A 26,446-nucleotide genomic window follows, 5' to 3' on the forward strand; every position below is an offset into this window, starting at 1 on the left:
TTTGTTACCCCCCGCCGAAAAACTACAAAATTTCTTCGGCGTTTTCTTACAATTTCAAATTGGCGTTGACACACCAGCACAGCGCCCGCTATGCCGATGCACAGGTCAAAGGGGTGGAAGCTGGGCAGGCCGTTAGCGAACGCCGCCGCCAGGCTGTCCATGAAGTGGAGCATCTTTTGGGAGTCGTCCGCCCCCGCCGCCAATCGCCACGCCTCACCCATCTTGCCGAACAGCCACACGAACAGCAGATAGGGCAGGTTGGTGATTATCAGCTTTTTCAGGTCAGGCTTCACCGCTCCATCCCCCTTTCCCTGATCTTCTCCTTGGCCCTCTGGACATTCCGGCCAGCGGCTTCCCGCAGGACAGACAGCGCCTTGCGGATGGGGGGCTTGGCCTCCCGTGACAGCTTCCTGGCGGTGAACTCCTTGAAAGTCTGTTCCAGATTGTCGGCGTCCCGGCTCTTGAAGATCACGATGTAGTGGGGCGGCTGGGTGGTCTTGTCCTTCCGCAAGGCGAAGTCCACGCCGTATTTCTTGGCGCAGGGCTTGAAAGCGGCGATATTGGCGTCGGTGATCTCGATGTTGGACAGCGCCGCCCCGTGCTGCTTTAACTGCTTTAGGCTCTGCTGGCCCTGATGGAGCTTGGGGCCGTGCTTCTGGGCCTCCAAAAACTTTTTCAGGGCCATTTGCAGCACTTGGGCCGTCAGCTTCCCGGTTTTCATGGATAACGCGATGGTCTTTTGAGTGACTTCCTCCTGCAAGCGTCATACCTCCTTTGCCAGAAGTCGGGGATAAAAACTAAGGCGGCACTACCAGCCGCCGCAGGTAAATCCGCATCAGATACGCACCCGCAGGCCGTTCAGGTCGTCGGCACGGATGCCGACGAGATACCAGTCGGCGGCATACTCTATGCGGGTGGGCTTCCACCGCCCGCCCACCATCTCGTCGTCGCAAAGTCCGCTCAACTCCGTTTCCGCCTGCGGCGAAAACTGCGTTCGCTCCCTTGCTCCTCCTCTCCCCACAAAATCTTCGATTTTGCGGGGGCCCCCATTAGCACTGTCCACAGTGCAAGCCGCCGTAGTAGTCGGCCAGGTCAAAGCGGATGTCGTAGCGGTCTGTCCGCTCGTCAAAAATCAATGCGCCCTGTTTCATAGTCGGGGCCTCCTTTGTCAGATTTTACCCTCCGCCATATCATGGGCGACGAGGGCGGTGTAGTAGCTTCCCATCGTGCTGGGGGCGTTGAACAGCACCGCCAGCAGGTATTTCTTGATGTTGCGGATTTTCGTGGTGTTCTCCCGCATACAGTCCATGACGAACTCAATATGGCCGCTGTTCAGTTTCAGCAGCTTGGCCTTTACCAGCTCGGCGGGGTAGTCATCACCGGCAACACGGATAGTCTTACGGGCCGTGCAGACGGTTTCTACCAGCAATTCTACGATGCCGTCTAATTCCTCCCGGTCGATCTTGGGGTGGCGCAGGAGGTGGTCGTACTCGATATTCTCCTTGATGATCTCCCGATAAATCTCAACGGCGCTCTGCGTGGCCGCTTCCGTTCCCTTCCTTTCCAGCGGCGAAGCCGTAGCAGTCCCAGCCGTTTCAGTGGGAGGGGGTGAAAGGGAGGGAAAGGAATGGGTAATTGATGGGTCAGTAATAGCTTGGTCTTTAGTTACTCTATCTTTATTTAATTGCGTTGGATTTTCCGACGTCGGTTTTCCCGTTGTCGGGTTTTCCGACGACGGTTTATCCAACGACGGCGGCAAAGAAACAGGCTGTTCGTGGATGATGTACTCGTTGCTGCTGAACTTGCCGCCCTCGTCCGTAGTCTGGTGGCGCTCGATGTACCCGGCCCGCTCCAATTCGTTGACGGCGGAACGAATAGCGTCCTTGCTCTCCCGGTTGATATAGCACAGGCCGGACAGGGTGTAATCCCAATCTTCCGGGAGGCTAAGTATCTGCGACAGCAGGCCCTTGGCTTTCAGGGACAGGGATTTGTCCCGCAGGTGGTAGTTGGACATCACCGTGTACCCCTTGTTCCTCTCCACGCGGAATACTGGCATGGTTCTCCGCTCCTTTCGGTGTCTGGACATGAAAAAACGCCGCAGACTTTTTTCAAAATCTGCGGCGTTTGCCTGTCCATACGCTATTCAGTTTTTGTGTTCCCACACTCCATATCAATGACGACTGAAACGGTGATATAGTCCTCAATGCGCTTATTGCGGAGTTTATCGCCCTCGGCGTCAAACACCACATGACGGGCAAAGTATTGGAAACACAGGATTTCTACGAGTTTTCTCTTTGTAGCAACACAATAGTCTCCACATGGTTGGTATGTGGGAACATATCAACCGGCTGAATCCGGAGTACCCGATAGCCCTGCCTGGTGAGGAATTCGAGATCACGCCGCTGGGTTTCGGGATTACAGGAGATATAGACCACTTTTTCAGGCGAAAGTGAGACAATCGAAGAAAGAAACGCTTCATCACTGCCGGCGCGGGGCGGGTCCATTAGCACCACGTCAGCCTTTTCCCCTGCCTGTGCCATTCCGGACATAAACGTCCCCGCATCCGCGTGAAAAAAGCGGGTATTGCGGATCTGGTTGCGTTTGGCGTTTGAAATCGCGTCCCGTACTGCATCCCGATTGGATTCGACCCCGATCACCTGCCCCGCCTTCCGGCTGGCGATCAACCCGATCGTACCGATCCCGCAATAGGCGTCGATCACCGTTTCCCGCCCGGTCAGACCGGCAAATGCGATTGCCTGTCCATAAAGCAGCTCGGTCTGCACCGGGTTGATCTGGTAAAACGATTTCGCTGAAATTCGGAAGATACAGCCACAAAGGGTATCTTCAATAAAACCCGGTCCGAAGAGCACCCGTTCGGATTCCCCCAACACCATGCTGGTGCGCATCGGGTTAATGTTCAGCAGGATGGTGGTTATCTCCGGATGCCGGCTGCGCAGCGTCTCGATGAACCGTTTTTTTGCCGGAAAGATAGGGTTAGCCGCCACAAACACCACCATCACCTGTCCGCTTGCGAATCCCCGCTTGACCAGCAGGTGGCGCAGCCACCCCGTACCGGTGTGTTCATTGTAGGGCTGCATCCGGAAGGGTTTCATCAGTTCCCGCACCGTGACGATGATCGCGTCCGCTGTCTCATCCTCGATCATGCAGTGGTCAACCGGGACGATCCGGTGGGTGCTCGACTGGTACACCCCAGAGATGATTTTTTTATCCCGGGTCTGCCCAAACGCTGCCTGTACCTTATTCCGATAATGGTACGGATGTTTCATCCCCAGAATCGGCTCGACCTTTCCAAATTTTCCGAGCAGGCGTTCAGTCTGGTTCTGCTTCCAGACAAGCTGCTGCGGATAGGAAAGATTTTGCAGCTGGCATCCGCCGCATTTGCGGTAGAGCGGGCAAGGGTCCGGATTGCGCTCCGGCCGTCGATTGGCGGGCCTGGTTGCCTTATATTGTTCCATCCTCATGTTCCTTTCCCTGTTGCGATGGGCTTTATCGCTGTCTCACCGGACAATCTGGTAGCCAGCCTGTTCCAGCGTGGATAATGCGTTTTCATAGTCCTCCTGTCTGGTCAGGATGTAGTCGGTATTGTAGGTCGAAACCGCAAAAATCCCGATCTGATGTGCTGCCAGAACCGCAGAAATTCCCGCAAGGACGCCCACCAGCGAGAACTCCAGAACCCCTTCAATACGGAACATGCCCCAGCCATCCGCCCTTGCAAGCGTACACGCAGGCACTTTTTCGGTCGGACAGACCAAAGAAAGCTCCTCATCTGTTTTCCCGACAAAACAGAAGGCATCTTGAAAGTCGACCTCCGAGAGGTCCGGAATCCGGCACACCGAAAATTCCCGCTCAATCCGTTTCAGTTTCATTGGTTCTCCCTTCTCCGCCGGCCATCAGCGGGAAACCATCAGCCGCTTGAATGCGGCTTCCAGCCCGGTCATCGTAAGGGTGTACATCGGAAACTCCCGGCTGATGATGTCGTAGCTTTTCCGCCAGTAGGAGCCGGGTGGATACCGCATCGGACGCGGAGTAATCCAGACCATCTTCTCGAACTTTTTCCGGAATCTGCGCAGCCAGTCGATCCCGCGCACACTGTCCGGGTTCCCATAGTCGTAATAGCTGGAACCGGTCAACTCATAAGGGTCCATCATCGCGTCTCCGAGGACAATCACCTTGTAGTCCTCTCCCAACGTCCGGAGCACCCATTCGGTATCCACATTCGCCCGATAGCTGCATGACGGAGTGGTGTAAAGCTTGGAGTAGATGCAGTTATGGAAGTAGTAGATTTTAAGGTCTTTGAAATGGCTTGAATCGGAGACCGCCTGAAACAGCGCGGCACACAGCCTGCGATGCTGGTCCATCGAACCGCCCGAATCCATCAGCAGGAGCAGCTTGACTGTATTCCGGCGCGGCCGGCCGTAGACCAGCTTCAGCCTGCCCGCCTGTTCCCCGGTCGCCTGAATGGAAGCATCAAGATCGAGTTCCTCCTTTGGCGCATCCACCCGCGTGGAAAACTGCCGCAGGCGGCGCAGCGCAGTCTGGAACTGGCGCACCCCGATCACGGTATCCCGCCGGAAGTCCTCAAACTCCCGTTCGCCTGCTACCTCGAATGCCCTGCGGTGCCGGGACTGCCCGCCGACCCGGATGCCGGTGGGGCTGTTTCCCGCATTCCCAAACGGGGACATTCCGCCCGTCCCGACCCAATGGCTGCCGCCGTTATGCTGCTCATGCTGCTCCTGAAGCCGCTCGAGGAACATCCGCTGGATCTCCCGCAGGTCTTTGCGCAGGAGCTCCCGGGCGGTATCCGCGTCATAGTTGTTCTTCTGCTCAGCCGGATTGTTCAGCCAATCCAGAAGCTCCTGGGGAATCTGTCCGCCCGCTTTCTGTATCTCCTCAAAGTATTCGAGAAAAGCCCGGTTAAAGGCTGGGAAATCCGCCTCACTCTTGACAAGAATCCCCCGGCAGAGGTAGTAAAACCGGGTAAAGCTCCCGCCGCACAGCCCTTTGTCGAGCGCTTCGGTCAGGGTGAGCCACTCGTTCAACGAAACATCCAGCCCGCTTCCCCGAAGATGGTAAAAAAATCCTGTCAACATCCCGCTACCTCACAGACGAAGCGCAAGCTGGTCGAGGTCCTCGTTCTTTTTGAGCAGCACGCCTGCAAACGGCACCCGTTTGCGGATTTCGTTGGGGTCGATCCCTCCGATCACCAGCGCACGAATCCAGTCGATCAGTTCGGAGGTGCTCGGCTTCTTTTGCAGATCGGACAGGGTGCGGATCCAATAGAAGGTGTCCAACACCTCCTGAAGCAGATGCTCTTCCAGCCTGTCAAAGTGCACCCGCACGATCTCCTCCATCAACGCGGCGTCCGGGAACTGGATGTAATGGAAGATACACCGGCGCAGGAACGCGTCGGGCAGCTCTTTTTCCGCATTCGAGGTGATGATGACCACCGGGCGCTGTTTTGCCCGGACGGTCTCTTTGGTCTCGGGGATGTAAAATTCCATACGGTCGAGTTCCCAGAGCAGGTCATTCGGGAATTCCAGATCAGCTTTGTCGATCTCATCGATCAGCAGGATCACCTGCTCCTCGGATGCGAACGCCTCCCCGAGCTTGCCCAGCTTGACATATTTCGCAATGTCGTCGACCGCCTGCCCGCCGAACTGGCTGTCATAGAGCCGCTGCACCACGTCATAGACGTACAGCCCATCCTGCGCTTTGGTGGTCGACTTGATGTTCCAGATCACCAGACGTTTGCCCAGAGACGAAGCGATCGCCTGCGCGAGCATCGTTTTTCCGGTGCCCGGCTCCCCCTTGATTAAAAGCGGCTTTTCCAGCGCCATCGCGATGTTGACCGACTGCATCAGCTCGGGCGACGCAACATACTGTTCACTCCCTGAAAAAGACCGTTCCCGTTTTTCCGACATAGTTCATACCATCCTTTGCCCGTCAATGTGTTATAATCGAACTGTTTTTAAAGCATCAAACCACTTTTTTGAAATTTGAAATCTGCGGCCTTTGGACCACGATGCGCATTCACGCTTTCAAATATTAGTATATTCTTCATCCGGTTGTCAAGGGCTGAACGCTTGAACAGTTGAAAAAGAGACTGGCCCGATGTATACTGGTTTCAGGATAAAGTGTTCCGCCGCAGCGGCGTACATAGGCCAACCGGCGCAAAAAATGGAGTAAAACTTCAGATACTGAACAGGTTCTTACATAGCCGCCGCGTTTGCAAAGCATGCCTGCCGGCTTTTGCCTGTCGCTTAATAAAAATGCTCCGGCTATGAAAGTGCTCTAAAGGAGGTCTTTCTCTTGTACCGATTCTTCTGCTGCCTTTTGATATGCATCCTCTTATTCACCGGCTGCTCCCGGACCGCCGCTCCCGCTTCCCCGGATGCTTCCGATCCGCCCTCTCCAACGCAGGACCCCCCCGGGGAAGTGGACAAGGAGACCGCGCAGAAACTGTTTGAATCCTACATCCTGCCATATGAGGCGGTCACCGGCGGGATGCCGTTTTCCCATCCAAGCGAACTTTCCAACGACCTCGTTGTCTGCCTGTCGATCCATCGTCTGGTTGCGGAGAATGGGGAACATGCCTACCGCGTTCAGAATGACTCGGGGGATGACTGGAGCATCTTCCCCCGCACGCAGGTCGAACAGACTGCTGCATCTCTGTTTGGATTCTCCCAGATCGGCGCGCTCGATCCGTACTCCGATTTTGCCTATTACAATACCTTTGACCCGGTCGAGGAAGAAACCGGCGGGGTGCATATCCCGGAAACCTCCTCGGCCCTGACCGGCTATGCCGGGGAAATCTACGGCAGCTCCATCGGCACACTGCCCGAGCTGCGTCCAACCTATGACCTGTTGGTCACCGGATGCGAGGTCCTCACGGACGGCGGCATCTCTGTCACTGCGGCGCGGAAAACCGGTGATTTTGACCTTCCCGAGCTGGTCTATACCTTTTCCCCCAGCCCGGAAGGGGACTGGCAGTACCGCTCGGCAGAAGCCAGGGTGGATGAATCGTTCACTGCCATCCGCACGCCGGAACAGCTTGTCCGCCTTTCCCGGATGGTCAACGCGGGCGACCGCAGCTACCTGGGGCAGACCTTCCGTCTGGAAGCCGACCTCGACATGTCCGGTATCGACATCGAGCCAATCGGCAGCTTCACCTTCCCCCTGCTCCCTGAATCCCGCCCGTTCGACGCAGTATTCGAAGGGAACGGGCATACGATCTCCAATCTGACCCTCTCCTGCCCGGGAACCAGCCCATTCAACGAAATGCCTCTGCCCACCGGCCTGTTCGGGAGCACCGGGCGCCGCTCTGTGATCCAAGACCTGCATCTGCAAAATGTGCACGTCTCCGGGGAAAGCTCGGTCGGCGGGCTGGCCGGCAGCTTCATGGGACGGTTGTACAACTGTTCGGTAGAAGGCAGTATCTCCGGTATATCCGATGTGGGCGGGCTGGTCGGCTCGACCGGGGACGACCGGTTCAGCCATGCCAATGAAGCCATCAACTGTCACACCGATGTGACGGTCGATGGCCGTGAGGGGATCGGCGGTCTCTTCGGGATGTGCTATTATACCTGGGTGGAGGGCTGTTCCGCAGAGGGGACCGTCCGGATGGGCGCCGGCGAGCCGGGATACGTGCGCAATGCGGGCGGGCTGATCGGGCATCTGGGTGCCGGAGCCGTCTCCAACTGCTTCTCCTCCGCCCTGCTGCAAACGCTCGACCCAAATTCCCGCGCGGTCGGCGGGCTGGTGGGCCTGAATGAGCACGCAAGCATCCTGCAATGTTATGTGCAGGCGGAAAAGAGCGGCCAATTCCCGCCGGTCGCAGGCAGTACCACCGGTTTTTTTGACGCGGCCGCGTTATCCGCCAGCGAGTATGACGCCAAACGCGCCGAACTGCTCCCGGAAGGCTACCGGAAACGCTCGGAGATCACCGGCGTGGCGTTCAACAACAAGCTCTACCTGACCGGCGCGGTCGGGTTCCCCGAGGGGGATACCCTTGCGGTGCTGATCCGCCATCCGGACGAGCGAACCCTTCGCCTCTGCCAGGACTACGAGCCTGTCCCGATTTCCCCCGGCGGGGAAACCGCCCTGCTGATGCCAGTCCATGACGGTACCATCCTCACCCTTTCGGACTACCGGTTCGACGGGGGAGAATACCAGCCGAACGACGACCCGTTCCTCATCCGTGACTACACCGGCGCAGCCGCGCGGAACTGGTATGGCGGGGACAGTGCGCTCCTGCTCGAATACGACCCTCCGCGAAACGGCGCCCCCGGCCTGTTGATCACCGCGACACACGATGGCAAAACCGCCGCCTATTCTTATCACTATGACCCGGCTGCACAGAATACACAGATGCAGATCATCTATATCACCCCCTGAAAAAAAACGACCCCGGGGCCATGCGGCCCTGGGGTCAGCCTGTTCTTATGCGGTAAGCTGTTCCAGTTCGGCGCTGACCTGCGTTTCACAGGAGCGCATCGCCTGGATGGTTTGGTCCAGCAGTTTGTCCAGCTCCCAGCCGAGGAACTCCGCACCCTCGCGGATAACGTCCCGCGAACATCCGGCAGCAAATTTTTTATCCTTAAACTTTTTTTTAAGACTTGATACTTCCATATCACTGACGCTCTTCGACGGGCGCATACGTGCCGCAGCCCCGATCAGGCCGGTCAGCTCGTCCACCGCATAGAGCACCTTCTCCATCTCGTGCTCCGGCTTCACATCCGAACACCGGCTGTACCCATGGCTGCAAATCGCGTGAACCAGTTCCGGTTCCGCTCCGATTTCCGCGAGCAATTCGGGCGCTTTTTGGCAGTGCTGTTCCGGATACTGTTCAAAATCCACATCATGCAGAAGACCCGCAGTCCCCCAGAATGCCGCATCCGCGCCATAGCCAAGCTCCTGCGCATACCAGCGCATCACCCCTTCGACCGTCAGCCCATGCAGAAGGTGGAACGGCTCCCGATTATACATTTTCAGCAGGCTGACCGCCTGCTCCCTGGTCACTTTCGTTTCCAACGATGATCCCTTCTTTCGATCAATTCGGGCGAAGCGCCGCCCGTCCTGTCCACTATTCTACTACAATCCATACAGAATTTCCAGCCCCTGTCCTCTGGCCGGCCCTGTTTCGAGACAGGAGAACCCGTTTCCCGGGCAATATTCGCCTGACCGCCTTGAAACAGGCCGGGCGGCATGGTACAATAGAACCGAAAGGGAGGCCGTTCCATTTTGGGAAAAGAAGAACAGCGTAGCCGTAAAACAACCAAATATCTTTCCGTTCCGACCATGCTGACGCTGTCCATACTGGTTCTTGTGGTTTCCCTCGTTCGGGGCTGTTATCATCTCCTCTCCAATGCCGAAGAAGAGGTGTTTACATCGCCCGGGGGAACCAACACGATTGTGGTCCGGTATGACCTTGTCTGCCGCCCCACCATCTATCAAAAAGGGGTTCTGTGGAACAAAGAAATCTGGAACTATCCCAACAGCGGTTTTATGGAGACGGTACATTTTAACGTGGAGTGGCTGTCCGAAACGGAAATACGGTTCACCTATGATGATGTCCGAGACAAATACGACGAGGAATATTTCATTCAGATACCAGAATGAAATGATCTTCAATATAGGAAAGGGGTCCCTCATATGCAAAGTTTTTGCTATTACTGCCCTACCAAGGTGCTCTTTGGAAAGGACAGTGAACAACAGGTTGCACAGCAGGTGCGGGAATTTGGCGGCAGCCGGGTCTTTGTGGTATATGGAGGCGGCAGTGTCGTGCGCAGCGGGCTGCTCGGCCGGGTCCAGTCCGCGCTGGACGGGGCGAACCTCCCCTGCCGGATGCTGGGCGGGGTACAGCCAAACCCCCGGCTTGCGCTGGCGCGGCAGGGGGTACAGGAAGCTTTGTCCTTCGGCGCGGACTTCATCCTCGCGGTCGGCGGCGGCAGCGTGATCGACACCGCCAAAGCGATCGCACATGGCGTAGCGGAGCCGTCGGTCGATATCTGGGACTACTGGGAAGGCACCAGGACGGTGCAGAAGAGCCTGCCGGTCGGGGTGATCCTGACCATCTCGGCAGCCGGGAGCGAGATGAGCGACTCCTCGGTCCTGACCAACGAGGAAACCGGCGTCAAACGCGGGCTTAGCACCCCGTTTAACCGGCCCCGGTTCGCGGTCATGAATCCGGAGCTGACCTATACCCTCCCGGCCTATCAGGTGGCCTGCGGCATCGTAGACATCATGATGCATACACTCGACCGCTACTTCACACCCACGAAAGGCAACCAGCTGACCGATGCGTTTGCAGAAGCGCTGCTGCGGACCGTCATCGCCAACGGCAGGACTGCGATGCAGGACAGCCACGACTATGAAGCGATGAGCGAGCTGATGTGGTGCGGCAGCGTCTCCCATAACGGACTGACCGGTCTGGGCGCGGCAGTGGACTTTGTGCCGCACAAGCTCGGACACGAACTGAGCGGAAAATTTGATGTGGCTCACGGCGCCAGCCTCGCGGTGATGTGGGGCGCATGGGCCGCTTACAGCTGGCGGGAGCATCCCGAACGGTTTGTCCAGTTTGCCCGGGAGGTTTGGGGCATCCAGTCCGGCTCCGAGCAGGAGCGCGCAGAGGCGGCTATCCGGGAGACGGTGCAGTATTTCCAGTCTTTGGGGATGCCCACCGACTTCACCAGCCTCGGCATCGGCGTACAGCCGGATGAGGTCCTTTGGGGGATGGCGGACAAGGCCACCCGCGGAGATGCCATGCGTCTTGGCAGCTTCAAACCGGTCAACAAGGAGGCCGCTTTCGCCATCTACCAGCTTGCAAACCAATAATCCGGACGATACATCCGAGCACCCCCGCTTCCAAAACCGGAAACGGGGGTGCTTGTTTTGCCAGCATATACAGGATGTTTCCAGCCGTTTGAAAAGGCTTGGGAACAGGTTCTAAGAGCCTGCTCCGCATCTAACGTTTTACTCATTACTCAATTTTTATGGTGAAAACCTCCGCTTCTCTTGCTGCTGTTATCGAAATCTGCTGCATCGCCCTGCCCCAAGCTTCTGACAGCACTCTTCTGAAGCCCGATTCTGTACAAATTACCAGATTTTCATTGACTTATCAGAATAAAATGCGATATGATATATGCAAAGTGTTTCGAAGCAATGCTCCTGGGACACGTCGTCAGCCCTCTTAAAAACAGGCGCCTGTTTTTAAGGGGCGGGCAAAAATCTGCCGGCACACCGAGCGTGCCCGATAACCATGTACCCTGAAGCGGGACTGCTGCCATAAGCAGCCTTCTGAGGCGGAGCCGCCGCAGGCTTGAAAAGAACCAGAACCGTTCTTTCCAGGTGCTTCCATGCTATCAAACGACAAAACGCGATGAAAGGATCTGACCTCATGCAGGATTTTAAACTGGTTTCCGACAGCTGCTGCGATCTGACCCCTGAGTTGGCCTCCTTCTTCAACGGGGAAATGGTTCCCTTTTCGATGCTCCTGGAAAACATCAATTATACCGATGATGATTCGCTTGACATCGGCCACTGGCTGGCTGCGATGAAAGCAAGCAAGTCGGTGCCAAAATCAGCCTGCCCTCCGCCGGAGGCGTTCGCCCAGAAGATGCGCAAGTCCAGTATCGTCTTTGGGTCAATGATTACCTCCAAGCTCAGCGGCGCCTACAACAGTGCCTGTATGGCGCGGGACATCGTAAAAAAGGAATCCCCGGGCAAGCAAATCCATATCTTTGATTCCAAGTCCGCTTCAGCCGGGCAGCTTGCGGTTGCCTGCAAACTGCGGGACTGCATTCAGGCGGGGATGGATTTCGACACTACCGTCCGCAAGGTGACCCATTTTATCGAGCATATGCACACCTTTTTTATCCTCGAGAACCTCGACACGCTGATCAAAAACGGGCGGATGGGACGGATTGTCGGGTATGTTGCCTCAGCAATGTCCCTGCGCCCGATCATGACCGCTGTTGACGGGGAGATCCGGCTGTTTGAAAAGGCCCGCGGCTCGGTACGGGCGTTTACCCGGCTGGTCGACATCATCGGTGAATGCTGCACCGATTTCTCCGACCGTACACTGGTCATCACACACTGCAACAATGACCGTCAGGCACATTTTATCCGGGCGGAGGCGCAGAAGCGGTTTTCCTTCAAGGAAATTATCATCTCCCGCACGGGAGGGCTGAGCACGATGTATGCCAATGACGGCGGCGTCATCATCGCATTCTAAGGAGGGCGGCAAGGATGGGAAAACGGATTCTTGTTCTGACCGGCAGCCCCCGCAAAGGCGGCAACTGCGATCTGCTGGCAGAAGAATTCATCAAAGAGGCTGAACGGGCGGGGCACCGGATCGACCGGTTCTGCGCAGCAGGAAGCGGGGTTTCACCCTGCCTGGCGTGTGACCGCTGCTGGACCAAGAAGGGGCTTCCCTGTGTGCAGGAAGACGGGATGCAGCCGCTCTATCCGCTGCTGAACCAGGCGGACGCGGTCGTATTTGCAACCCCGCTGTATTTCTACGGGATGTCTGCGCAGATCCGCACAGTGATCGACCGGTTCTATCCGCTTTGTAAAGACGATAAAAAACCGGCGTTCGAGGGCAAGCAGTCTGCTATGATCCTCTGCGGGGCAGAGGAGGACGACGATGCATTTGAGGGTGCGGTCGGCAGCTATGAGCGGATGATCGACTACCTCAACTGGGAGGACTGCGGTATCCTGGTCGCAACCGGGCTATGGGAAAAAGGTGCGGCGGCCAATGCCCCCGAGTGGCTGGAGTCCGCGCGCGACCTCGCCAGAAATTTCTGAAAGCCTGTTTTTTCCGAAGGTTGTTTGCCGGCTCTTTTCACTGCCGCCGCAACGGGCGTTTTGGAGCAAAACCATTGAGGGTGGCTCTTTGCGTGTTGGTTGGTGTACATAGCCCGACCGACACGGTGCGGCAGACCCCAGGCCGGAGTGAAAGAGCGCGGAGTCCCTGTAACCTTTGAAAAAGTTGGAGAATCTTTTTCTAACAAGAGATCAGCAGCTCTGTTGATTTTGAACCTGTATTTATAATCAGGGGATGCCGGATGGGCGAGGGGTTTTGCTGCTCTGCAAGGCGAAAAAACGCAGGCAATACTTTGTGTATTGCAAGATTTTTCAACGCAGCAGGCCGGCAAAAGACCCGCTCAGACGGTATCGAATGGTTGTGAATATGGGTTCTTTGGGCGGGCAGCCGGAGTTGTCCGCCCTGTGTTATCCATTTCTCAGCACCGGAGGGTATTTTCTATGTTTCAACTGACACGTTATCTGAAAGGCTTCAAGCGGGAGTTGATTATCGGACCTACCTTTAAACTAACCGAAGCGATTTTCGAGCTGATCGTCCCGCTGGTTGTTGCCAAGATCATCAATGTGGGGATTGCGTCCCGGAACATCGGCTATGTGTTGGGGCATGGGGCGATCGTCGTACTGCTCGGGCTGACCGGCCTGGGCTGCGCGCTCGTCTGCCAGTATCTGGCATCCCGCGCATCACAGGGATTTGGGACGGTGGTGCGCAACGAACTGTTTGCGCATATCAACTCCTTTTCTCACGCGGAGATCGACCGGTTTGGCGCGCCCTCGCTCATCACCCGGCTCACCAACGACATCAACCAGCTTCAGGTCGCGGTTGCCATGCTGATCCGGCTGGTGGTTCGTGCGCCGTTTCTGGTTGTCGGTTCGGCCATTATGGCGCTCTGCATCGACTTTCGGACCGGCCTGATCTTCCTGATTGCTGCGCCGCTCGTCGCCCTGACCCTCTATCTGGTGACCAGCCGGTCGGTGCCGTTCTATAAAACGATCCAGCGCTATCTCGACCGGATTTCCCTCATCACCCGTGAAAATCTGGCGGGCGTGCGGGTGATCCGCGCGTTTTCCAAACAGCAGACCGAACAGGAGCGGTTCGCCCATGCAAGCGACGATCTGAAAAATGCTTCGATCCGGGTGGGACGGATTTCCGCCCTGCTATCCCCGCTCACCTTCACGATCATCAACCTTTCGATCGTGGCGATCGTCTGGTTCGGCGGCGGGCAGGTCGATGCGGGTGTACTCACCCGAGGCGAGGTCTATGCGCTCATCAACTATATGACCCAGAACCTGCTCGCCCTGATCGTGGTTTCCAATCTGGTAGTGATCTTCACCAAGGCAGCGGCATCTGGTGCGCGGGTGCAGGAGGTGTTCGACACCCTGCCCAGTGTCACCGATGAAGGGAACAGCGAGGTGGTCCCGGTAAAAGGCGCTCCCCGGCTGGAATTCCGGGATGTTTCGTTCGCCTACAACGGCTCGGACGAACGCTCCCTCTCCCACCTGACCCTCTCGGTCGCACCAGGCGAGACGATCGGTGTGATCGGCGGTACCGGTGCGGGCAAGTCCACGCTGGTCAACCTGATCCCCCGGTTCTACGACGTGACCGAAGGCGAGCTTCTGCTGGACGGAGTCAACCTGCGGGACTATCCATTCGCACAGCTGCGGGGGCAGATTGGGATTGTCCCCCAGCAGGCGCTGCTCTTCTCGGGCACCCTCCGCCGCAACCTGCAATGGAGGGACGAAGATGCGACCGACGAGGAAATTTTCCATGCGCTCGGAATCGCACAGGCAAAGGAATTTGTGGGGCGCCTGCCCGACGGCCTGGACACTAGGATTCTGCAGGGCGGAAAAAACCTCTCCGGCGGGCAGAAACAGCGCCTGACCATTGCGCGGGCACTGGTCGGTAACCCGCGGGTGCTGATCCTGGATGACAGCGCCTCCGCCCTCGATTTCGCGACCGATGCGGCACTGCGCCGGGCAATCCGTCAGGAAACTGTGGGAACCACCGTTTTCCTCGTCTCCCAGCGGGTGAATACGGTCAAGGGTGCGGACCGGATCGTGGTGCTCGACGATGGGAAGGTCGCCGGGATCGGCTCCCACGAGCAGCTCTTCAAGAACTGCCCCGAATATCACGAAATCTGCCTCTCCCAGCTTTCCCATGAGGAGGTGAACCGCAGATGAACAAAGCTGTTTTCAACCGTCTGATGCGGTTTATCCAGCCGTATAGGCGCTATCTCCTTGTATCACTGGCCTTTGCAACCGGGAATGTTGCGCTCACCCTCTACGCGCCGATCCTCGTCGGGCGGGCGATCGACCTGATTATCGGTCCCGGCAACGTGGATTTTCCCGGCATCGCGCGGATTGTTGCGGTCCTGTTGGGTACCATTCTGCTCGCCGCCGTCTTTCAGTGGCTGATGACCCTCTGCACCAACATCGTCACCTACCGTACGGTTGCACAACTGCGCACCGAAGCTTTCGACAAGCTGCAAACCGTACCGCTCCGATACATCGACGGTACCCCTCACGGCGATATCATCGCCCGCGTCATCACCGACATTGACCAGATTTCGGACGGACTGTTACAGGGCTTTTCCCAGTTTTTCACTGGTATCATCACCATTCTGGGGACCCTGGGGTTCATGCTTTCGCTCAATGTCACGATTACCCTTGTCGTGGTGGTGATTACCCCGCTTTCCCTCTTTGTCGCCTCGTTCATCGCCAAGCATTCGTTTGAAAAATTTCGGGAGCAGAGCGCTACACGCGGCGAAATGACCGGATTCGTCGAAGAGATGATCGGCGGGCAGAGGGTGGTCAAGGCGTTCGGCTACGAGGAACGCGCGCAGGAGCAGTTTGAGCAGATCAACCAGTGGCTTTATGACTGCGGCTGGCTGGCACAGTTCTATTCCGCCCTCGCCAACCCCTGTACCCGGTTTGTCAACGGGGTGGTGTATGCGGCGGTCTGCATCTCCGGTTCGCTGGCGGCCATCAATGGACGCCTGACCGTCGGCAACCTCACCAGTTTTCTCACCTACGCCAACCAGTATACCAAACCGTTTAACGAGATCTCCGGGGTGGTCACCGAACTGCAAACCGCTTTTGCATCGGCGCAGCGGGTGTTCGACCTGCTTGATACCGAGCCGGAAACGCCCGACCCCGCCAATGCGGAAGAACCGTCCGAATGCCGCGGGAATGTGGACCTTCAGGATGTTTCGTTCTCCTATAACCCATCGGTACGCCTGATCGAGCACCTGAACCTTTCGGCCAAGACTGGCCAGAGGATCGCGATTGTAGGCCCGACCGGATGCGGCAAAACGACCATCATCAACCTGTTGATGCGGTTCTATGATGTGGATGCTGGGTCGATCTCGGTGGACGGCAGAGACATCCGTTCGCTCACCCGGGACAGCCTGCGCGGGATGTATGGGATGGTTTTGCAGGAGACCTGGCTGTTTTCAGGAACAGTGCGGGACAACATCGCCTACGGGAACCCCGATGCGACCGACGAGGAGGTCGTACAGGCGGCAAAAGCGGCACATGCGCACAGCTTTATCAAGCGGCTGCCGAATGGGTATGATACGATTGTATCGGAGGATGGCGGGAATATCTCACAGGGGCAGAAACAGCTCCTGTGCATTGCCCGGATCATGCTGACCCATCCGCCCATGCTGATCCTCGACGAAGCGACCAGCAGCATCGACACCCGGACTGAGGCGCGCATCCAGAAGGCGTTCACCGCCATGATGCAGGGCCGCACCAGCTTCATCGTCGCACATCGGCTTTCGACCATCCGGGAAGCAGACTGCATCCTCGTGATGAAGGATGGGCATATCATCGAGCAGGGACGTCATGAGCAGCTTCTGGAACAGGGCGGCTTCTATGCGGACCTGTATAATTCCCAGTTTGCACAGACCAGTTGACACGCCTGAGAACCTGTTCGGTATTTCTTTATGCAAGGGGGCTTTTTCACTTGCATAAAGCCCCCTCTTGCCGCTTCGCGGCAATTCACCCGAAAAATGCGCTTCACAGGATAAAGCGTTCCGCGCTCATCTCGCGCTAAGAGCCCGCCTTCGGCGGGTTGCGCTCGAAACGCTTCGCTGCGGCTCGCAGTGCGGAGCGCGTCAGGGGCTCTGCCCCTTGACCCCGCAATTTTTTGAAAAAAATTGAGTAAAACTTTAAATTTAGAAACAGAAGAAATCCGCCCAGCTTGCCGGGGTGGGGCCTGCGGGGAGGGGTCGCTGACCCCTAACCCGCAAGACAGCCCGCAGGGGCGTCGCGGCGTATGCCGCGCTTCGGGCTGAAAGCCCGAGAAGCCCCGAGGAAGGCGCTTTGCGCCTGTCAGTTTGGTCTGGAACCAAACTGACGCTGTCTCACTGCCCCTCGACCCCGCAATTTTTTGAAAAAAATTGCGTAAAACTTTAAATTTAGAAACAGAAGAAATCCGCCCAGCTTGCCGGGGTGGGGCCTGCGGGGAGGGGTCGCTGACCCCTAACCCGCAAGACAGCCCGCAGGGGCGTCGCGGCGTATGCCGCGCTTCGGGCTGAAAGCCCGAGAAGCCCCGAGGAAGGCGCTTTGCGCCTGTCAGTTTGGTCTGGAACCAAACTGACGCTGTCTCACTGCCCCTCGACCCCGCAATTTTTTGAAAAAAATTGAGTAAAACTTTAAATTTAGAAACAGAAGAAATCCGCCCAGCTTGCCGGGGTGGGGCCTGCGGGGAGGGGTCGCTGACCCCTAACCCGCAAGACAGCCCGCAGGGGCGTCGCGGCGGATGCCGCGCTTCGGGCTGAAAGCCCGAGAAGCCCCGAGGAAGGCGCTTTGCGCCTGTCAGTTTGGTCTGGAACCAAACTGACGCTGTCTCACTGCCCCTCGACCCCGCAATTTTTTGAAAAAAATTGCGTAAAACTTTAAACGTTGGACAGGCTTTGAGAAGCGTACGCCCCCTTTCCGGAATGGATTGGGGGCGTCTTGGAATCTGCGCTGTCCCGCTTTATCGCGGCTTCAGCCGGCGTGGAACACCGGCTGCTGAACTGGCATCAAAAATACTGTCGTTTTCTGTTGGGATAAGATTCCTGAAAAACGCGGCGTTCCTGCCACATAAATCCGATTTTGCCAGTCAATAATAACCTTGCCGATTCAAGAAAAAACAAAGAGCTGGCAAAAAAAGGAGGAACAATTCTGATGAAAGCCACAGGAATTGTAAGGCGCATCGACGATCTCGGGCGCGTGGTCATCCCGAAAGAAATCAGACGGACCATGCGCATCCGCGAGGGCGATCCGCTTGAAATATATACGGATAATGACGGTGAAGTGATCTTCAAAAAATATTCCCCGATCGGGGAACTGTCGGCATTTGCATCCCAATATGCGGAGGTACTGCATAAAGTCGGGGGATACCCGGTTGTAGTGTGTGACCGCGACCATGTCATCAGTGTGGCCGGAATCCCCAAAAAAGAGCTGCTCGAGCGCAGGGTTTCCCCGGCGTTGGAAGAGGTCATGGAGCAGAGGCGCAATTTTGCGGTGAGTGGGGATGGCAAAAAGATGCAGCCGGTGGAAGGGGTAGACCGCTTCGCACTGGTGGAAGCCCCGATTATCGCCGCCGGCGACGTCTGCGGGAGCCTGATGTTTATTGCGGGCGACAACCCCACCCCCGCGACCGATACCGAAATCAAGCTGATCCAGGTGGGCGCTTCCTTCCTGGGACGCCAGATGGAGGAATAGCCATGCAGAAGCAAAAGAACATGTACGGCGGTCAACCGGATGAGATTTCTGCACGTGCGAAGGACCGGGTCAACCGGGTGGTTGAGCGGATGATTGCAACCCCGCCGAGCCGGACCGACCCCAACGGCAGCTACACAGGAAAACCGATGGAGGTGGGAGAAATCCCGGTTCAGGATGCGGATGACCTGTGAGAAATGGCAGGCTGCGGATAACGCCGAAAAGCTTGCCCAAACATAAAGCCCCCGCTGTGATACAGCGGGGGCTTTTCCCAGCAGGCCGGCAGAAACGGCAAATGGCTGTCCGGAAAATCTGGAGTACACACCAGAAATCGATGTTTGTTTGGCAGGGGGACTGAGGTGGACAAATGCATTGGGATTCACCACCATGTGACGCATGGAATGTTGGCGTACCACTCAAAAATATATTTGGAATGCATTGCATAATACGGAATGATGCGCTATACTATAGATAAGGAAAACGATGCATTGAAAGGGGAGAAACTATGGTACAAAGTTTGTTGCGGGCAATTGAACTGTTGGAAGCGCTCAAAGTGCCGGAGAGATGGTTCTCGCTGGCGGAACTCGCGGAGCAGGTGCAGCTCCCGCCGAGCACGATCCACCGCATCCTACAGACCTTCTGCGAAAAGATGTACGTCGTGCGGGACGACAAAACCCATCTCTACCGGCTCGGCCCGGCTTTGATCTCTCTGGGGATGGCTGCGGCTAACAATGTGAAGCTGCAAAGCGCAGCGCTGCCGGTTCTGCAAAAACTCTCGCATTCAACCGGGGAGGACGCATTTCTGGTGATCCCTGCGGGATTCAAAGGGTTGGTGCTCGAAAAGGTGGAAGGGCCAAACAACCTCAAGGTGATCGAAAAATTCGGTTACGAGGTGGATTTACACTGTGGCGCACTCCGGAAAACGCTGCTTGCCTACCAGACACAGGCTTATCTGAAGGATTATATTGAACACGGGCTCAAGCGGCTGGCAGACCACACGATCGTTGATGCGGCCGACCTGCTGCTCGATCTCGCGAAGATCCGCGAGGAGGGGCTTGCGGTCTCCTATGGGGATTATATCGAGGACGCGGTCGGGGTTGGCGGGCCGGTGTTCGGTTCGGACGGGGAGATTATCGCTTCGATCGGGGTGATCTCGCCCAATGCGCGAGTCGAAAAAATCGGTCTGGAAACGCTCAAACAGACTGTCAAGGACTGCGCGGATGAGCTTTGTTACCGCATGGGATATGTGAATTTTTCGGTGCGCCCCGGGGTGCCTGCAAGTTTTGCGAAATAACACGAAATCTGTGAAAAAACAATGAATAAACGGTTGACACTCCCCCGCAACAGTGTTATTATGGGTATAGATTCCAAAATATAAAACAGATTCCACAATATAGAATGAAAGGAGGAGCAAGATGTTAGCAGGTCAGGCCCTTACAATGGGCGATACGCTTTTGGTGTCGTTGATCGGCATGTGCGTGGTCATGCTTGAGCTGGTACTGCTTGCGCTGATGATCATTGTCCTTGCCAAGGTGGTGAACCGCCTGACAGGGCAAGGAAAAGCAGTGCAGCCGGCCGCGCCCGCTGCCCCCGCGGTGGTGGACAACACGCAGGAAGAAGAAACGTTTGCGGTGTTGATGTCGGTCATCTGTGAGGACATGAAAGTGCCGCCAGAACAGCTCTGTTTCAAAGAGATCAAAGAAATTCAGTAGGAGGAATTGAGTCATGAAGTACATCGCAACCCTGAATGGCAAAAAATATGAGGTTGAAGTGGAGAAGGTCAAGGGCAGCTATGCGCCTCTGCCCCGCTATGCCGCTCCCGCTGCTGCCCCGGCTCCTGCCGCTGCACCTGCACCTGCTCCTGCCCCGGCCCCTGTTGCCGCGGCTCCTGCGCCCGCTCCGGCACCCGCACCTGCCCCTGCCCCGGCACCTGCCCCTGTTGCTGCTGCACCTGCCGCCGGTGGAACCACTGTTACCAGCCCGATGCCCGGCACCGTTCTCGATGTAAAGTGCGCGGTTGGCGATTCGGTCAACGCAGGGCAGGTCCTGATTATGCTTGAAGCAATGAAGATGGAAAACGAGATCGTCGCTCCGGTGGCCGGCACGATTAAACAGCTTCCGGTCAGCAAAGGCAGCGCGGTCGATACCGATGCGGTCCTGGTGGTGATTGGCTAAGGAGGATCCTCATGAATTTTTTTGAGATTATTGCCGAAACCTTGCGGCAGTCGGGATTCGTGGCGATGACCTGGCAGCAGGGTATCATGATCCTGATCTCGTTCGCCCTGCTCTACTGCGCGATCGTCAAGCAGTTTGAGCCGCTTTTGCTGCTGCCGATCGCGTTTGGTATGCTGCTGGCGAACCTGCCGCTTGCAAACCTGATGTATGATGCCACTGCCGCGGGCGGGGCGTGGTACGAATCGGGCGTCCTGCGGATCATCTATATGGGCGTCAAGAGCAGCCTGTTCCCCTGCCTGATTTTTATGGGGGTCGGTGCGATGACCGACTTCGGCCCGCTGATGGCCAACCCGATCAGCCTGCTGCTCGGTGCAGCGGCCCAGCTGGGTATCTACATAGCGTTTACCATTGCGATGGCAACCGGGCTTTTCACCCCGCAGCAGGCCGCTTCGATCGGTATTATCGGCGGTGCGGACGGCCCGACCGCAATCTACCTCGCAAACCAGCTCGCCCCTGAGCTGGTCGCCCCGATCGCGGTGGCGGCCTACTCCTATATGGCACTGATCCCGCTGATCCAGCCGCCGATCATGCGCCTGCTCACCACCGAAAAGGAGCGCACCACCAAGATGAGCCAGCTGCGCCAGGTGAGCAAAACCGAAAAGATCGTTTTCCCGATCATTGTTACTGTATTCTGTGTGCTTCTGCTCCCATCGGTCGCCCCGCTGATCGGTATGCTGATGCTGGGCAACCTGTTCCGGGAGTCGGGCGTGGTGGAGCGCCTGAGCGATACCGCCCAGAACGCCCTGTGTAACATTGTTACCATCATGCTGGGTACTACAGTCGGTGCAACCGCGGATGGTATGGTCTTCCTGCGGGTGCAGACCCTCGCGATCGTTGCGCTCGGCCTGACCGCTTTCTGCTTCTCGACCGCAGGCGGCGTCCTGCTCGGAAAGCTGCTCTACTACCTGACCGGCGGCAAGATCAATCCGCTGATCGGTTCGGCGGGTGTTTCGGCGGTTCCGATGGCTGCGCGTGTTGCGCAGGTCGAAGGCCGCAAGGCGAATCCCACCAACTTCCTGCTGATGCATGCGATGGGCCCCAACGTTGCGGGCGTCATCGGCTCGGCAGTTGCAGCAGGCTTTATGCTGATGATGTTCGGCGCGAGATAAGCCCTCTGCATTTCCCTTCCCGGCGCACCGCCTGCTGCGTGACAGACGCGGACAGAGAATTGTGTGGAATAGAGAGGGCAGGCGGCCCGGGCGTATCTTGATCCGATCTGCCGGAGGACTCTGGACCGGCAGTACGTTACCATATCGTCAAACCACTGCATCTTCTCAGCAGCGGGCAAAAAAGCCTTTCTGTGTGCTGGTTGACTACCTAATCTGGAGCAGGTCTGCTTATAGCAGCCTTCCGCGGTGGGATTGCCGCTGGCTTGGAGAGAACCTTCCTGCTTTTTTCCAAGTGCTTTGTATGATAGCTTTAGAATACTGAAAAAGGAGCGAATCAAAATGAGTGATCACGGCTATTCAATGCCCTGTTATTTCCAGAACATGCCTGTCGTAGGCGCACCGCTGAGAGCGGTCAACGCAGAAAACGAGGCGGAGCTTAAAAAGATTGAGGAACACATTGCCACTCTGATTGCAGAAGTAGAGTCTTCGGGCCGCTCGGATGAATCCCTGAACGCTTCCGGCCAGATGACCGCGATGCAGCGTGTACAGGCGCTGGTGGATGAGGATTCCTGGTGCCCGCTGAACAGCCTGTTCGATCCCGAGGAGAATGACAACAAATCCACCGCGATCATCAAGGGTCTCGGCCAGATCAACGGCAAATGGGCGGTTGTCGTCGCTTCGGACAACAAGAAGCTGGCTGGCGCATGGGTTGCGGGCCAGGCAGAAAACCTTCTGCGCGCTTCCGATACTGCAAAATGCCTGCACATCCCGCTGGTTTACCTGCTCAACTGCTCGGGCGTAAAACTCGACGAGCAGGAGAAGGTTTATCCGAACCGTCGTTTGGGCGGCACCCCGTTCTATCGCAATGCAGAGCTGAACCAGCTTGGCGTGCCGGTTATCGTCGGTATCTACGGCACCAACCCGGCGGGCGGCGGTTACCACAGCATCAGCCCGACCATCCTGATTGCGCACGAGAAAGCAAACATGGCGGTTGGCGGCTCCGGCATCGTGGGCGGCATGAACCCGAAAGGTTACATCGACCTGGAAGGCGCCAAACAGATCGCTGAGGCGGCGAAAACCGCGAAGCAGGATTCCCCGGGAACCATCGAGGTCCACTACAGCGAAACCGGCTTCTTCCGTGAGGCATACAGAGAGGAAGAAGGCGTCATCGAGGCGATCAAGAAATATATGGATGATCTGCCGTCCTACAATCCCGAGTTCTTCATGGTTGACGAACCGCAGCTCCCGCAGCTCAATCCGGATGACCTCTACAGCTTGATCCCGCTCAACCAGAAACGCCCCTACAACATCTATGATGTGGTTGGCCGTATCTTCGACGGCAGCCAGTTCATGGAATACAAGAAGGGCTACGGCCCCGAGATTCTCACCGGTATTGCGAAGGTCAACGGACTGCTGGTCGGCGTGGTTGCCAATACCCAGGGTCTGCTGATGAACTACCCCGAGTACAAACAGGGTGCGGTCGGCATCGGCGGCAAGCTCTATCGTCAGGGACTCATCAAGATGAACGAGTTTGTCACCTTCTGTTCGCGTGACCGCCTGCCGATCGTCTGGATTCAGGACACCACCGGTATTGATGTGGGCAACGATGCGGAGCGTGCAGAGCTGCTCGGCCTCGGACAGTCGCTGATCTATTCGATCCAGAATTCCGGCCTGCCGCAGCTCGAAATTACCCTGCGGAAAGGCACCGCGGCTGCGCACTATGTCATGGGTGGCCCGCAGGGCAACGACACCAACGCATTCTCTCTGGGTACCGCAGGAACCGAGATCTACGTCATGAACGGCGAGACCGCCGCGACTGCGATGTATTCGAGACGTCTGGCGAAGGACGAGGCCGCAGGCAAAGACCTCCAGCCGACCATCGACAAGATGAACAAGCTGATCCAGGAATATCATGTAAAATCCCGTCCGGACTTCTGCGCACAGAAGGGCTTCGTAGACGAGATCATCAAGATGCCCGAGCTGCGCAAATATATCGCGGCATTCGCGGGAGCGGCCTACCAGAATCCAAAGTCAATCTGCCCGTTCCATCAGATGATCCTGCCGCGCGTCATCCGCGACTACAACAACCTGAACAAATAATCCCAGCCTGGCGGATAGCTGAACGCCAGCCTTACGATTGCAAAAGCCCCGTTTTTCCATCTGGAAAAACGGGGCTTTTCCCTGTGTCAACCCCTTGTAACAGAAAATCCGCAGCCGCGTATACTGAACTAGAAAGACAAAACGGAGGTGAGCGGATGAAGCGCAAGGAGTTCTGTGACTGTAACCACTGGGCGTGGTGCTGTGCCGGGTTTGGGCTGGGGATCGTGCTGGCGGTGTTCGCCTCGCTCAAACTGGTCCTGATCCTCGCCGGAGTCCTGCTCATCACGCTGGGGGTGCGAATTCTACTGCTTTAAGCATCTGTCCCATATCTAAAGTTTTACTCGATTTTTTTCAAAAAATCGCGGGGTCGAGGGGCAGAGCCCCCGCCGCCGCGCGCACGCGGCGGAATACTTTATCCTGAGAAGCGTATTTAGGGGTGAATTGGCTCTGGCTGGGAGCCAGAGCCAAGAGGGGTTTTTTACAAGAAAAAAAGCCCCTTCCAAAAAGAAGATGCGGAACAGGTCTCCGACAGCCCTCTCCCAGCTATCCGGCGGAGCGTTTCAAAAATCTCGATAGAAAGGCGGTTCATTTTATGAAAATTGTTGTCATCAAAAGCCCGAAATTCCTTTCCCCAATCCTGCGGTTCTTTTTCAAGATCAAAAAGGAAGAACCAGTCTGACTTTCAATCTACATAACAAAAACCGGAGCGGCACCGCTCCGGTTTTTGCTGCGGGGATCTCCCCCCTCGACCTCGTCCTCCTTTTCAAAGACGGACGAACCCTTTGGTTTATTTACGACATAATGTCCATCGCAAAGCCCTGCATGTCGGTAACCGCCTCCATATAGAGGTTCATCGCATCGGTCATTGCCTGGACCGTTTCATCAGACTCCATATCGCCGTTTTTGGCTGCCTCGGAGTATGCCGAAACCGCTTCGCTCATCTTCTTGCTCGCATCCTTGGCAATTTGGGCTTTCTCCTCAATCTCTGCCGGCGGGGTCAGCGCGGCGATGTCGACAAACGCCTGATCGACCTTCCCCAGGATCACCACAACCTGATCCAGATAATCGTCTGAGTTCTGGTCGAGCGTCAGGAATTCATTCATGTCCGGGACGAGCTTCTCCATCACTGCATTCAGGTCTTTCTGATAGTCCTCCAGCTTGGGAGCCTCTGTTTTTTCAGGCGCACTGGCTTCGGAGGAAGATGAGGGTGCGGAAGATGCCGCCGAGCTGGATTCAGCAGCCGGCTTGGACTCGCTGCAAGCCGCCATCGAGAGAACCAGCGCAGCCGCAGCCAGAACTGCGGCACATTTCTTTTTCATCTGCATTTCATATTTTCCCCTTTCATATTGGCTTAACGAATTGGAAAAGCAACCTTATTATACTCTGCGGAAGAGATTTGTCAACAGATATTTTTTTCCTCTAAATCCGGACAGCATGAGGGGGCCTTTTTTGTAAAGCCCCCTCATTTTATATCCGGTCCCCGTTTTTATGTACAGATAATCAGGCAATGTTAATCTTTTTCTCGTAGACGTTGAAGTTCAGCTCACCGGTAAACGGCTCTTTCTCAACAACAGCGATCTCGTTGGTATTGATCCGTTTTGCGTAGACATCAAAGTTCAGCTCGCCCTGGAACGGCTCTTTCTCAACAACAGCGAACTCGTTGGTATTGATCCGTTTTGCGTAGACATCAAAGTTCAGCTCGCCCTGGAACGGCTCTTTCTCAACAACAGCGAACTCGTTGGTATTGATCCGTTTTGCGTAGACATCAAAGTTCAGCTCGCCCTGGAACGGCTCTTTCTCAACAACCGGCTCTTCATTGGTGTTGATCCGTTTGGCATAGACGTCAAAGTTCAGCTCGCCCTGGAACGGCTCTTTCTCAACAACCGGCTCTTCATTGGTGTTGATCCGTTTTGCGTAGACATCAAAGTTCAGCTCGCCCTGGAACGGCTCTTTCTCAACAACCGGCTCTTCATTGGTGTTGATCCGTTTGGCATAGACGTCAAAGTTCAGCTCACCCTGGAACGGCTCTTTCTCGACAACCGGCTCTTCATTGGTGTTGATCCGTTTGGCATAAACATCGAAGTTCAGCTCACCGGTAAACGGCTCTTTCTCCACGACGATCACTTCGTTGGTGTTAATGCGTTTTGCATAAACATCGAAGTCCAGTTCACCCTCAAACGGAGCCTTTTCCTCAGCAACCTCTTTGTTGGTGTTGATCCGCTTTGCATAAACGTCAAAGTCGGCTGCGACTGCCGGCAGGCCCAGGGACAGCGCCATGGCAGCAGCGAATGCGGTAGCGGTCAGTTTTTTTGTTACATGCATCAAAGATCTACTCCTCTCATATTATGCACATAAAATTTGTGCATATTTTGATATTCTTAGGGCTTGTTTGAAAAATAAATATTGCACAAACCAAATAAAAGTGCGAAAATAGAGCCATGAAGCGATAT

Annotated in this window: 24 protein-coding genes and 3 pseudogenes; 15 read left to right on the forward strand and 12 right to left on the reverse strand. The window is 56.3% G+C overall.

Annotation, left to right across the window (positions count from 1 at the left end; all coding sequences use genetic code 11):
- The 9 genes and pseudogenes from D5269_RS13335 to D5269_RS13375 all read right to left on the reverse strand — a co-directional run.
- Nucleotides 1–293, reverse strand: a pseudogene (locus D5269_RS13335) (type IV secretory system conjugative DNA transfer family protein); the annotation flags it as partial.
- Nucleotides 290–760: a PcfB family protein gene (locus D5269_RS13340; protein WP_120486032.1), complete on the reverse strand. Its 471-nt coding sequence runs from the start codon at nucleotides 758–760 to the stop codon at nucleotides 290–292. The gene D5269_RS13340 and the pseudogene D5269_RS13335, both read right to left, overlap by 4 nt.
- Before the next feature lie 75 nt (nucleotides 761–835).
- Nucleotides 836–937: pseudogene (locus D5269_RS18905) on the reverse strand (DUF5348 domain-containing protein); the annotation flags it as partial.
- 115 nt (nucleotides 938–1,052) lie between these two features.
- A pseudogene (locus tag D5269_RS18910) lies at nucleotides 1,053–1,151 on the reverse strand (DUF5348 domain-containing protein); the annotation flags it as partial.
- A gap of 17 nt (nucleotides 1,152–1,168) precedes the next feature.
- A complete protein-coding gene (locus D5269_RS13355) occupies nucleotides 1,169–2,056 on the reverse strand; it encodes a DUF6017 domain-containing protein (RefSeq protein WP_120486034.1) in 888 nt (295 codons plus the stop codon).
- 223 nt (nucleotides 2,057–2,279) lie between these two features.
- Entirely contained in the window at nucleotides 2,280–3,476 is a 1,197-nt protein-coding gene (gene rlmD / locus D5269_RS13360) for a 23S rRNA (uracil(1939)-C(5))-methyltransferase RlmD (protein ID WP_199735741.1), read from the reverse strand.
- Between the two features lie 42 nt (nucleotides 3,477–3,518).
- Nucleotides 3,519–3,887 (reverse strand): ACT domain-containing protein, encoded by a 369-nt coding sequence (locus D5269_RS13365; RefSeq protein WP_120486036.1) that lies wholly within the window; start codon nucleotides 3,885–3,887, stop codon nucleotides 3,519–3,521.
- Nucleotides 3,888–3,911: 24 nt separating this feature from the next.
- Nucleotides 3,912–5,111 (reverse strand): VWA domain-containing protein, encoded by a 1,200-nt coding sequence (locus D5269_RS13370; protein ID WP_016317956.1) that lies wholly within the window; start codon nucleotides 5,109–5,111, stop codon nucleotides 3,912–3,914.
- 9 nt (nucleotides 5,112–5,120) lie between these two features.
- Nucleotides 5,121–5,942 carry a MoxR family ATPase gene (locus tag D5269_RS13375; RefSeq protein ID WP_016317957.1) on the reverse strand — a complete coding sequence of 274 codons (822 nt, stop codon included), beginning with the start codon at nucleotides 5,940–5,942 and terminating at the stop codon, nucleotides 5,121–5,123.
- Between the two features lie 388 nt (nucleotides 5,943–6,330).
- Here D5269_RS13375 and D5269_RS13380 point away from each other — a divergent pair, with 388 nt between their 5' ends.
- Complete coding sequence (locus tag D5269_RS13380; RefSeq protein ID WP_120486037.1) at nucleotides 6,331–8,415, forward strand: hypothetical protein; 2,085 nt, start codon at nucleotides 6,331–6,333, stop codon at nucleotides 8,413–8,415.
- 45 nt (nucleotides 8,416–8,460) lie between these two features.
- Here the strand turns inward: D5269_RS13380 and D5269_RS13385 are convergent, their stop codons facing one another.
- Nucleotides 8,461–9,051, reverse strand: a complete 591-nt coding sequence (locus D5269_RS13385; RefSeq protein ID WP_120486038.1) for a hydrolase — start codon at nucleotides 9,049–9,051, stop codon at nucleotides 8,461–8,463.
- 210 nt (nucleotides 9,052–9,261) lie between these two features.
- On the opposite strand from D5269_RS13385, the gene D5269_RS13390 reads away from it, so the two are divergent.
- From D5269_RS13390 to D5269_RS13455, 14 genes are all read left to right on the forward strand, one after another.
- A complete protein-coding gene (locus D5269_RS13390) occupies nucleotides 9,262–9,639 on the forward strand; it encodes a hypothetical protein (protein WP_016317960.1) in 378 nt (125 codons plus the stop codon).
- 33 nt (nucleotides 9,640–9,672) lie between these two features.
- A complete protein-coding gene (locus D5269_RS13395; RefSeq protein ID WP_120486039.1) occupies nucleotides 9,673–10,854 on the forward strand; it encodes an iron-containing alcohol dehydrogenase in 1,182 nt (393 codons plus the stop codon).
- 562 nt (nucleotides 10,855–11,416) lie between these two features.
- Complete coding sequence (locus D5269_RS13400; protein ID WP_016317962.1) at nucleotides 11,417–12,253, forward strand: DegV family protein; 837 nt, start codon at nucleotides 11,417–11,419, stop codon at nucleotides 12,251–12,253.
- Between the two features lie 14 nt (nucleotides 12,254–12,267).
- Nucleotides 12,268–12,825, forward strand: a complete 558-nt coding sequence (locus D5269_RS13405) for a flavodoxin family protein (RefSeq protein WP_120486041.1) — start codon at nucleotides 12,268–12,270, stop codon at nucleotides 12,823–12,825.
- A 459-nt stretch (nucleotides 12,826–13,284) separates the two neighbouring features.
- Nucleotides 13,285–15,021, forward strand: a complete 1,737-nt coding sequence (locus D5269_RS13410) for an ABC transporter ATP-binding protein (protein WP_120486042.1) — start codon at nucleotides 13,285–13,287, stop codon at nucleotides 15,019–15,021.
- Nucleotides 15,018–16,757: an ABC transporter ATP-binding protein gene (locus D5269_RS13415; RefSeq protein ID WP_120486043.1), complete on the forward strand. Its 1,740-nt coding sequence runs from the start codon at nucleotides 15,018–15,020 to the stop codon at nucleotides 16,755–16,757. Before D5269_RS13410 ends, D5269_RS13415 begins: the two co-directional genes overlap by 4 nt.
- Nucleotides 16,758–18,015: 1,258 nt before the next feature.
- Entirely contained in the window at nucleotides 18,016–18,555 is a 540-nt protein-coding gene (locus tag D5269_RS13420) for a stage V sporulation T C-terminal domain-containing protein (protein WP_016317966.1), read from the forward strand.
- Between the two features lie 2 nt (nucleotides 18,556–18,557).
- The gene (locus D5269_RS13425) at nucleotides 18,558–18,746 is read left to right on the forward strand and encodes a hypothetical protein (protein WP_016317967.1); all 189 of its coding nucleotides are present in this window, start codon (nucleotides 18,558–18,560) and stop codon (nucleotides 18,744–18,746) included.
- 311 nt (nucleotides 18,747–19,057) lie between these two features.
- Entirely contained in the window at nucleotides 19,058–19,846 is a 789-nt protein-coding gene (locus tag D5269_RS13430; RefSeq protein WP_016317968.1) for an IclR family transcriptional regulator, read from the forward strand.
- A gap of 121 nt (nucleotides 19,847–19,967) precedes the next feature.
- The gene (locus D5269_RS13435; protein WP_016317969.1) at nucleotides 19,968–20,264 is read left to right on the forward strand and encodes an OadG family protein; all 297 of its coding nucleotides are present in this window, start codon (nucleotides 19,968–19,970) and stop codon (nucleotides 20,262–20,264) included.
- 13 nt (nucleotides 20,265–20,277) lie between these two features.
- Nucleotides 20,278–20,727 carry a biotin/lipoyl-containing protein gene (locus D5269_RS13440; RefSeq protein ID WP_120486044.1) on the forward strand — a complete coding sequence of 150 codons (450 nt, stop codon included), beginning with the start codon at nucleotides 20,278–20,280 and terminating at the stop codon, nucleotides 20,725–20,727.
- 11 nt (nucleotides 20,728–20,738) lie between these two features.
- Nucleotides 20,739–21,896, forward strand: coding sequence for a sodium ion-translocating decarboxylase subunit beta (locus D5269_RS13445; protein WP_120486045.1), 1,158 nt, complete (start codon nucleotides 20,739–20,741; stop codon nucleotides 21,894–21,896).
- A 339-nt stretch (nucleotides 21,897–22,235) separates the two neighbouring features.
- Entirely contained in the window at nucleotides 22,236–23,996 is a 1,761-nt protein-coding gene (locus tag D5269_RS13450; RefSeq protein WP_016317972.1) for a carboxyl transferase domain-containing protein, read from the forward strand.
- 155 nt (nucleotides 23,997–24,151) lie between these two features.
- Nucleotides 24,152–24,310 (forward strand): hypothetical protein, encoded by a 159-nt coding sequence (locus tag D5269_RS13455; RefSeq protein ID WP_016317973.1) that lies wholly within the window; start codon nucleotides 24,152–24,154, stop codon nucleotides 24,308–24,310.
- 477 nt (nucleotides 24,311–24,787) lie between these two features.
- On the opposite strand, the gene D5269_RS13465 is transcribed toward D5269_RS13455, so the two are convergent.
- Both D5269_RS13465 and D5269_RS13470 read right to left on the reverse strand, forming a co-directional pair.
- The gene (locus D5269_RS13465) at nucleotides 24,788–25,321 is read right to left on the reverse strand and encodes a hypothetical protein (protein ID WP_016317974.1); all 534 of its coding nucleotides are present in this window, start codon (nucleotides 25,319–25,321) and stop codon (nucleotides 24,788–24,790) included.
- A gap of 175 nt (nucleotides 25,322–25,496) precedes the next feature.
- Entirely contained in the window at nucleotides 25,497–26,318 is an 822-nt protein-coding gene (locus D5269_RS13470) for a hypothetical protein (RefSeq protein ID WP_166545185.1), read from the reverse strand.
- Between the last annotated feature and the right edge of the window lie 128 nt (nucleotides 26,319–26,446).

It is taken from the genome of Anaerotruncus sp. 1XD42-93 (genome assembly GCF_009917605.1).
Lineage (GTDB): Bacteria > Bacillota > Clostridia > Oscillospirales > Ruminococcaceae > Anaerotruncus.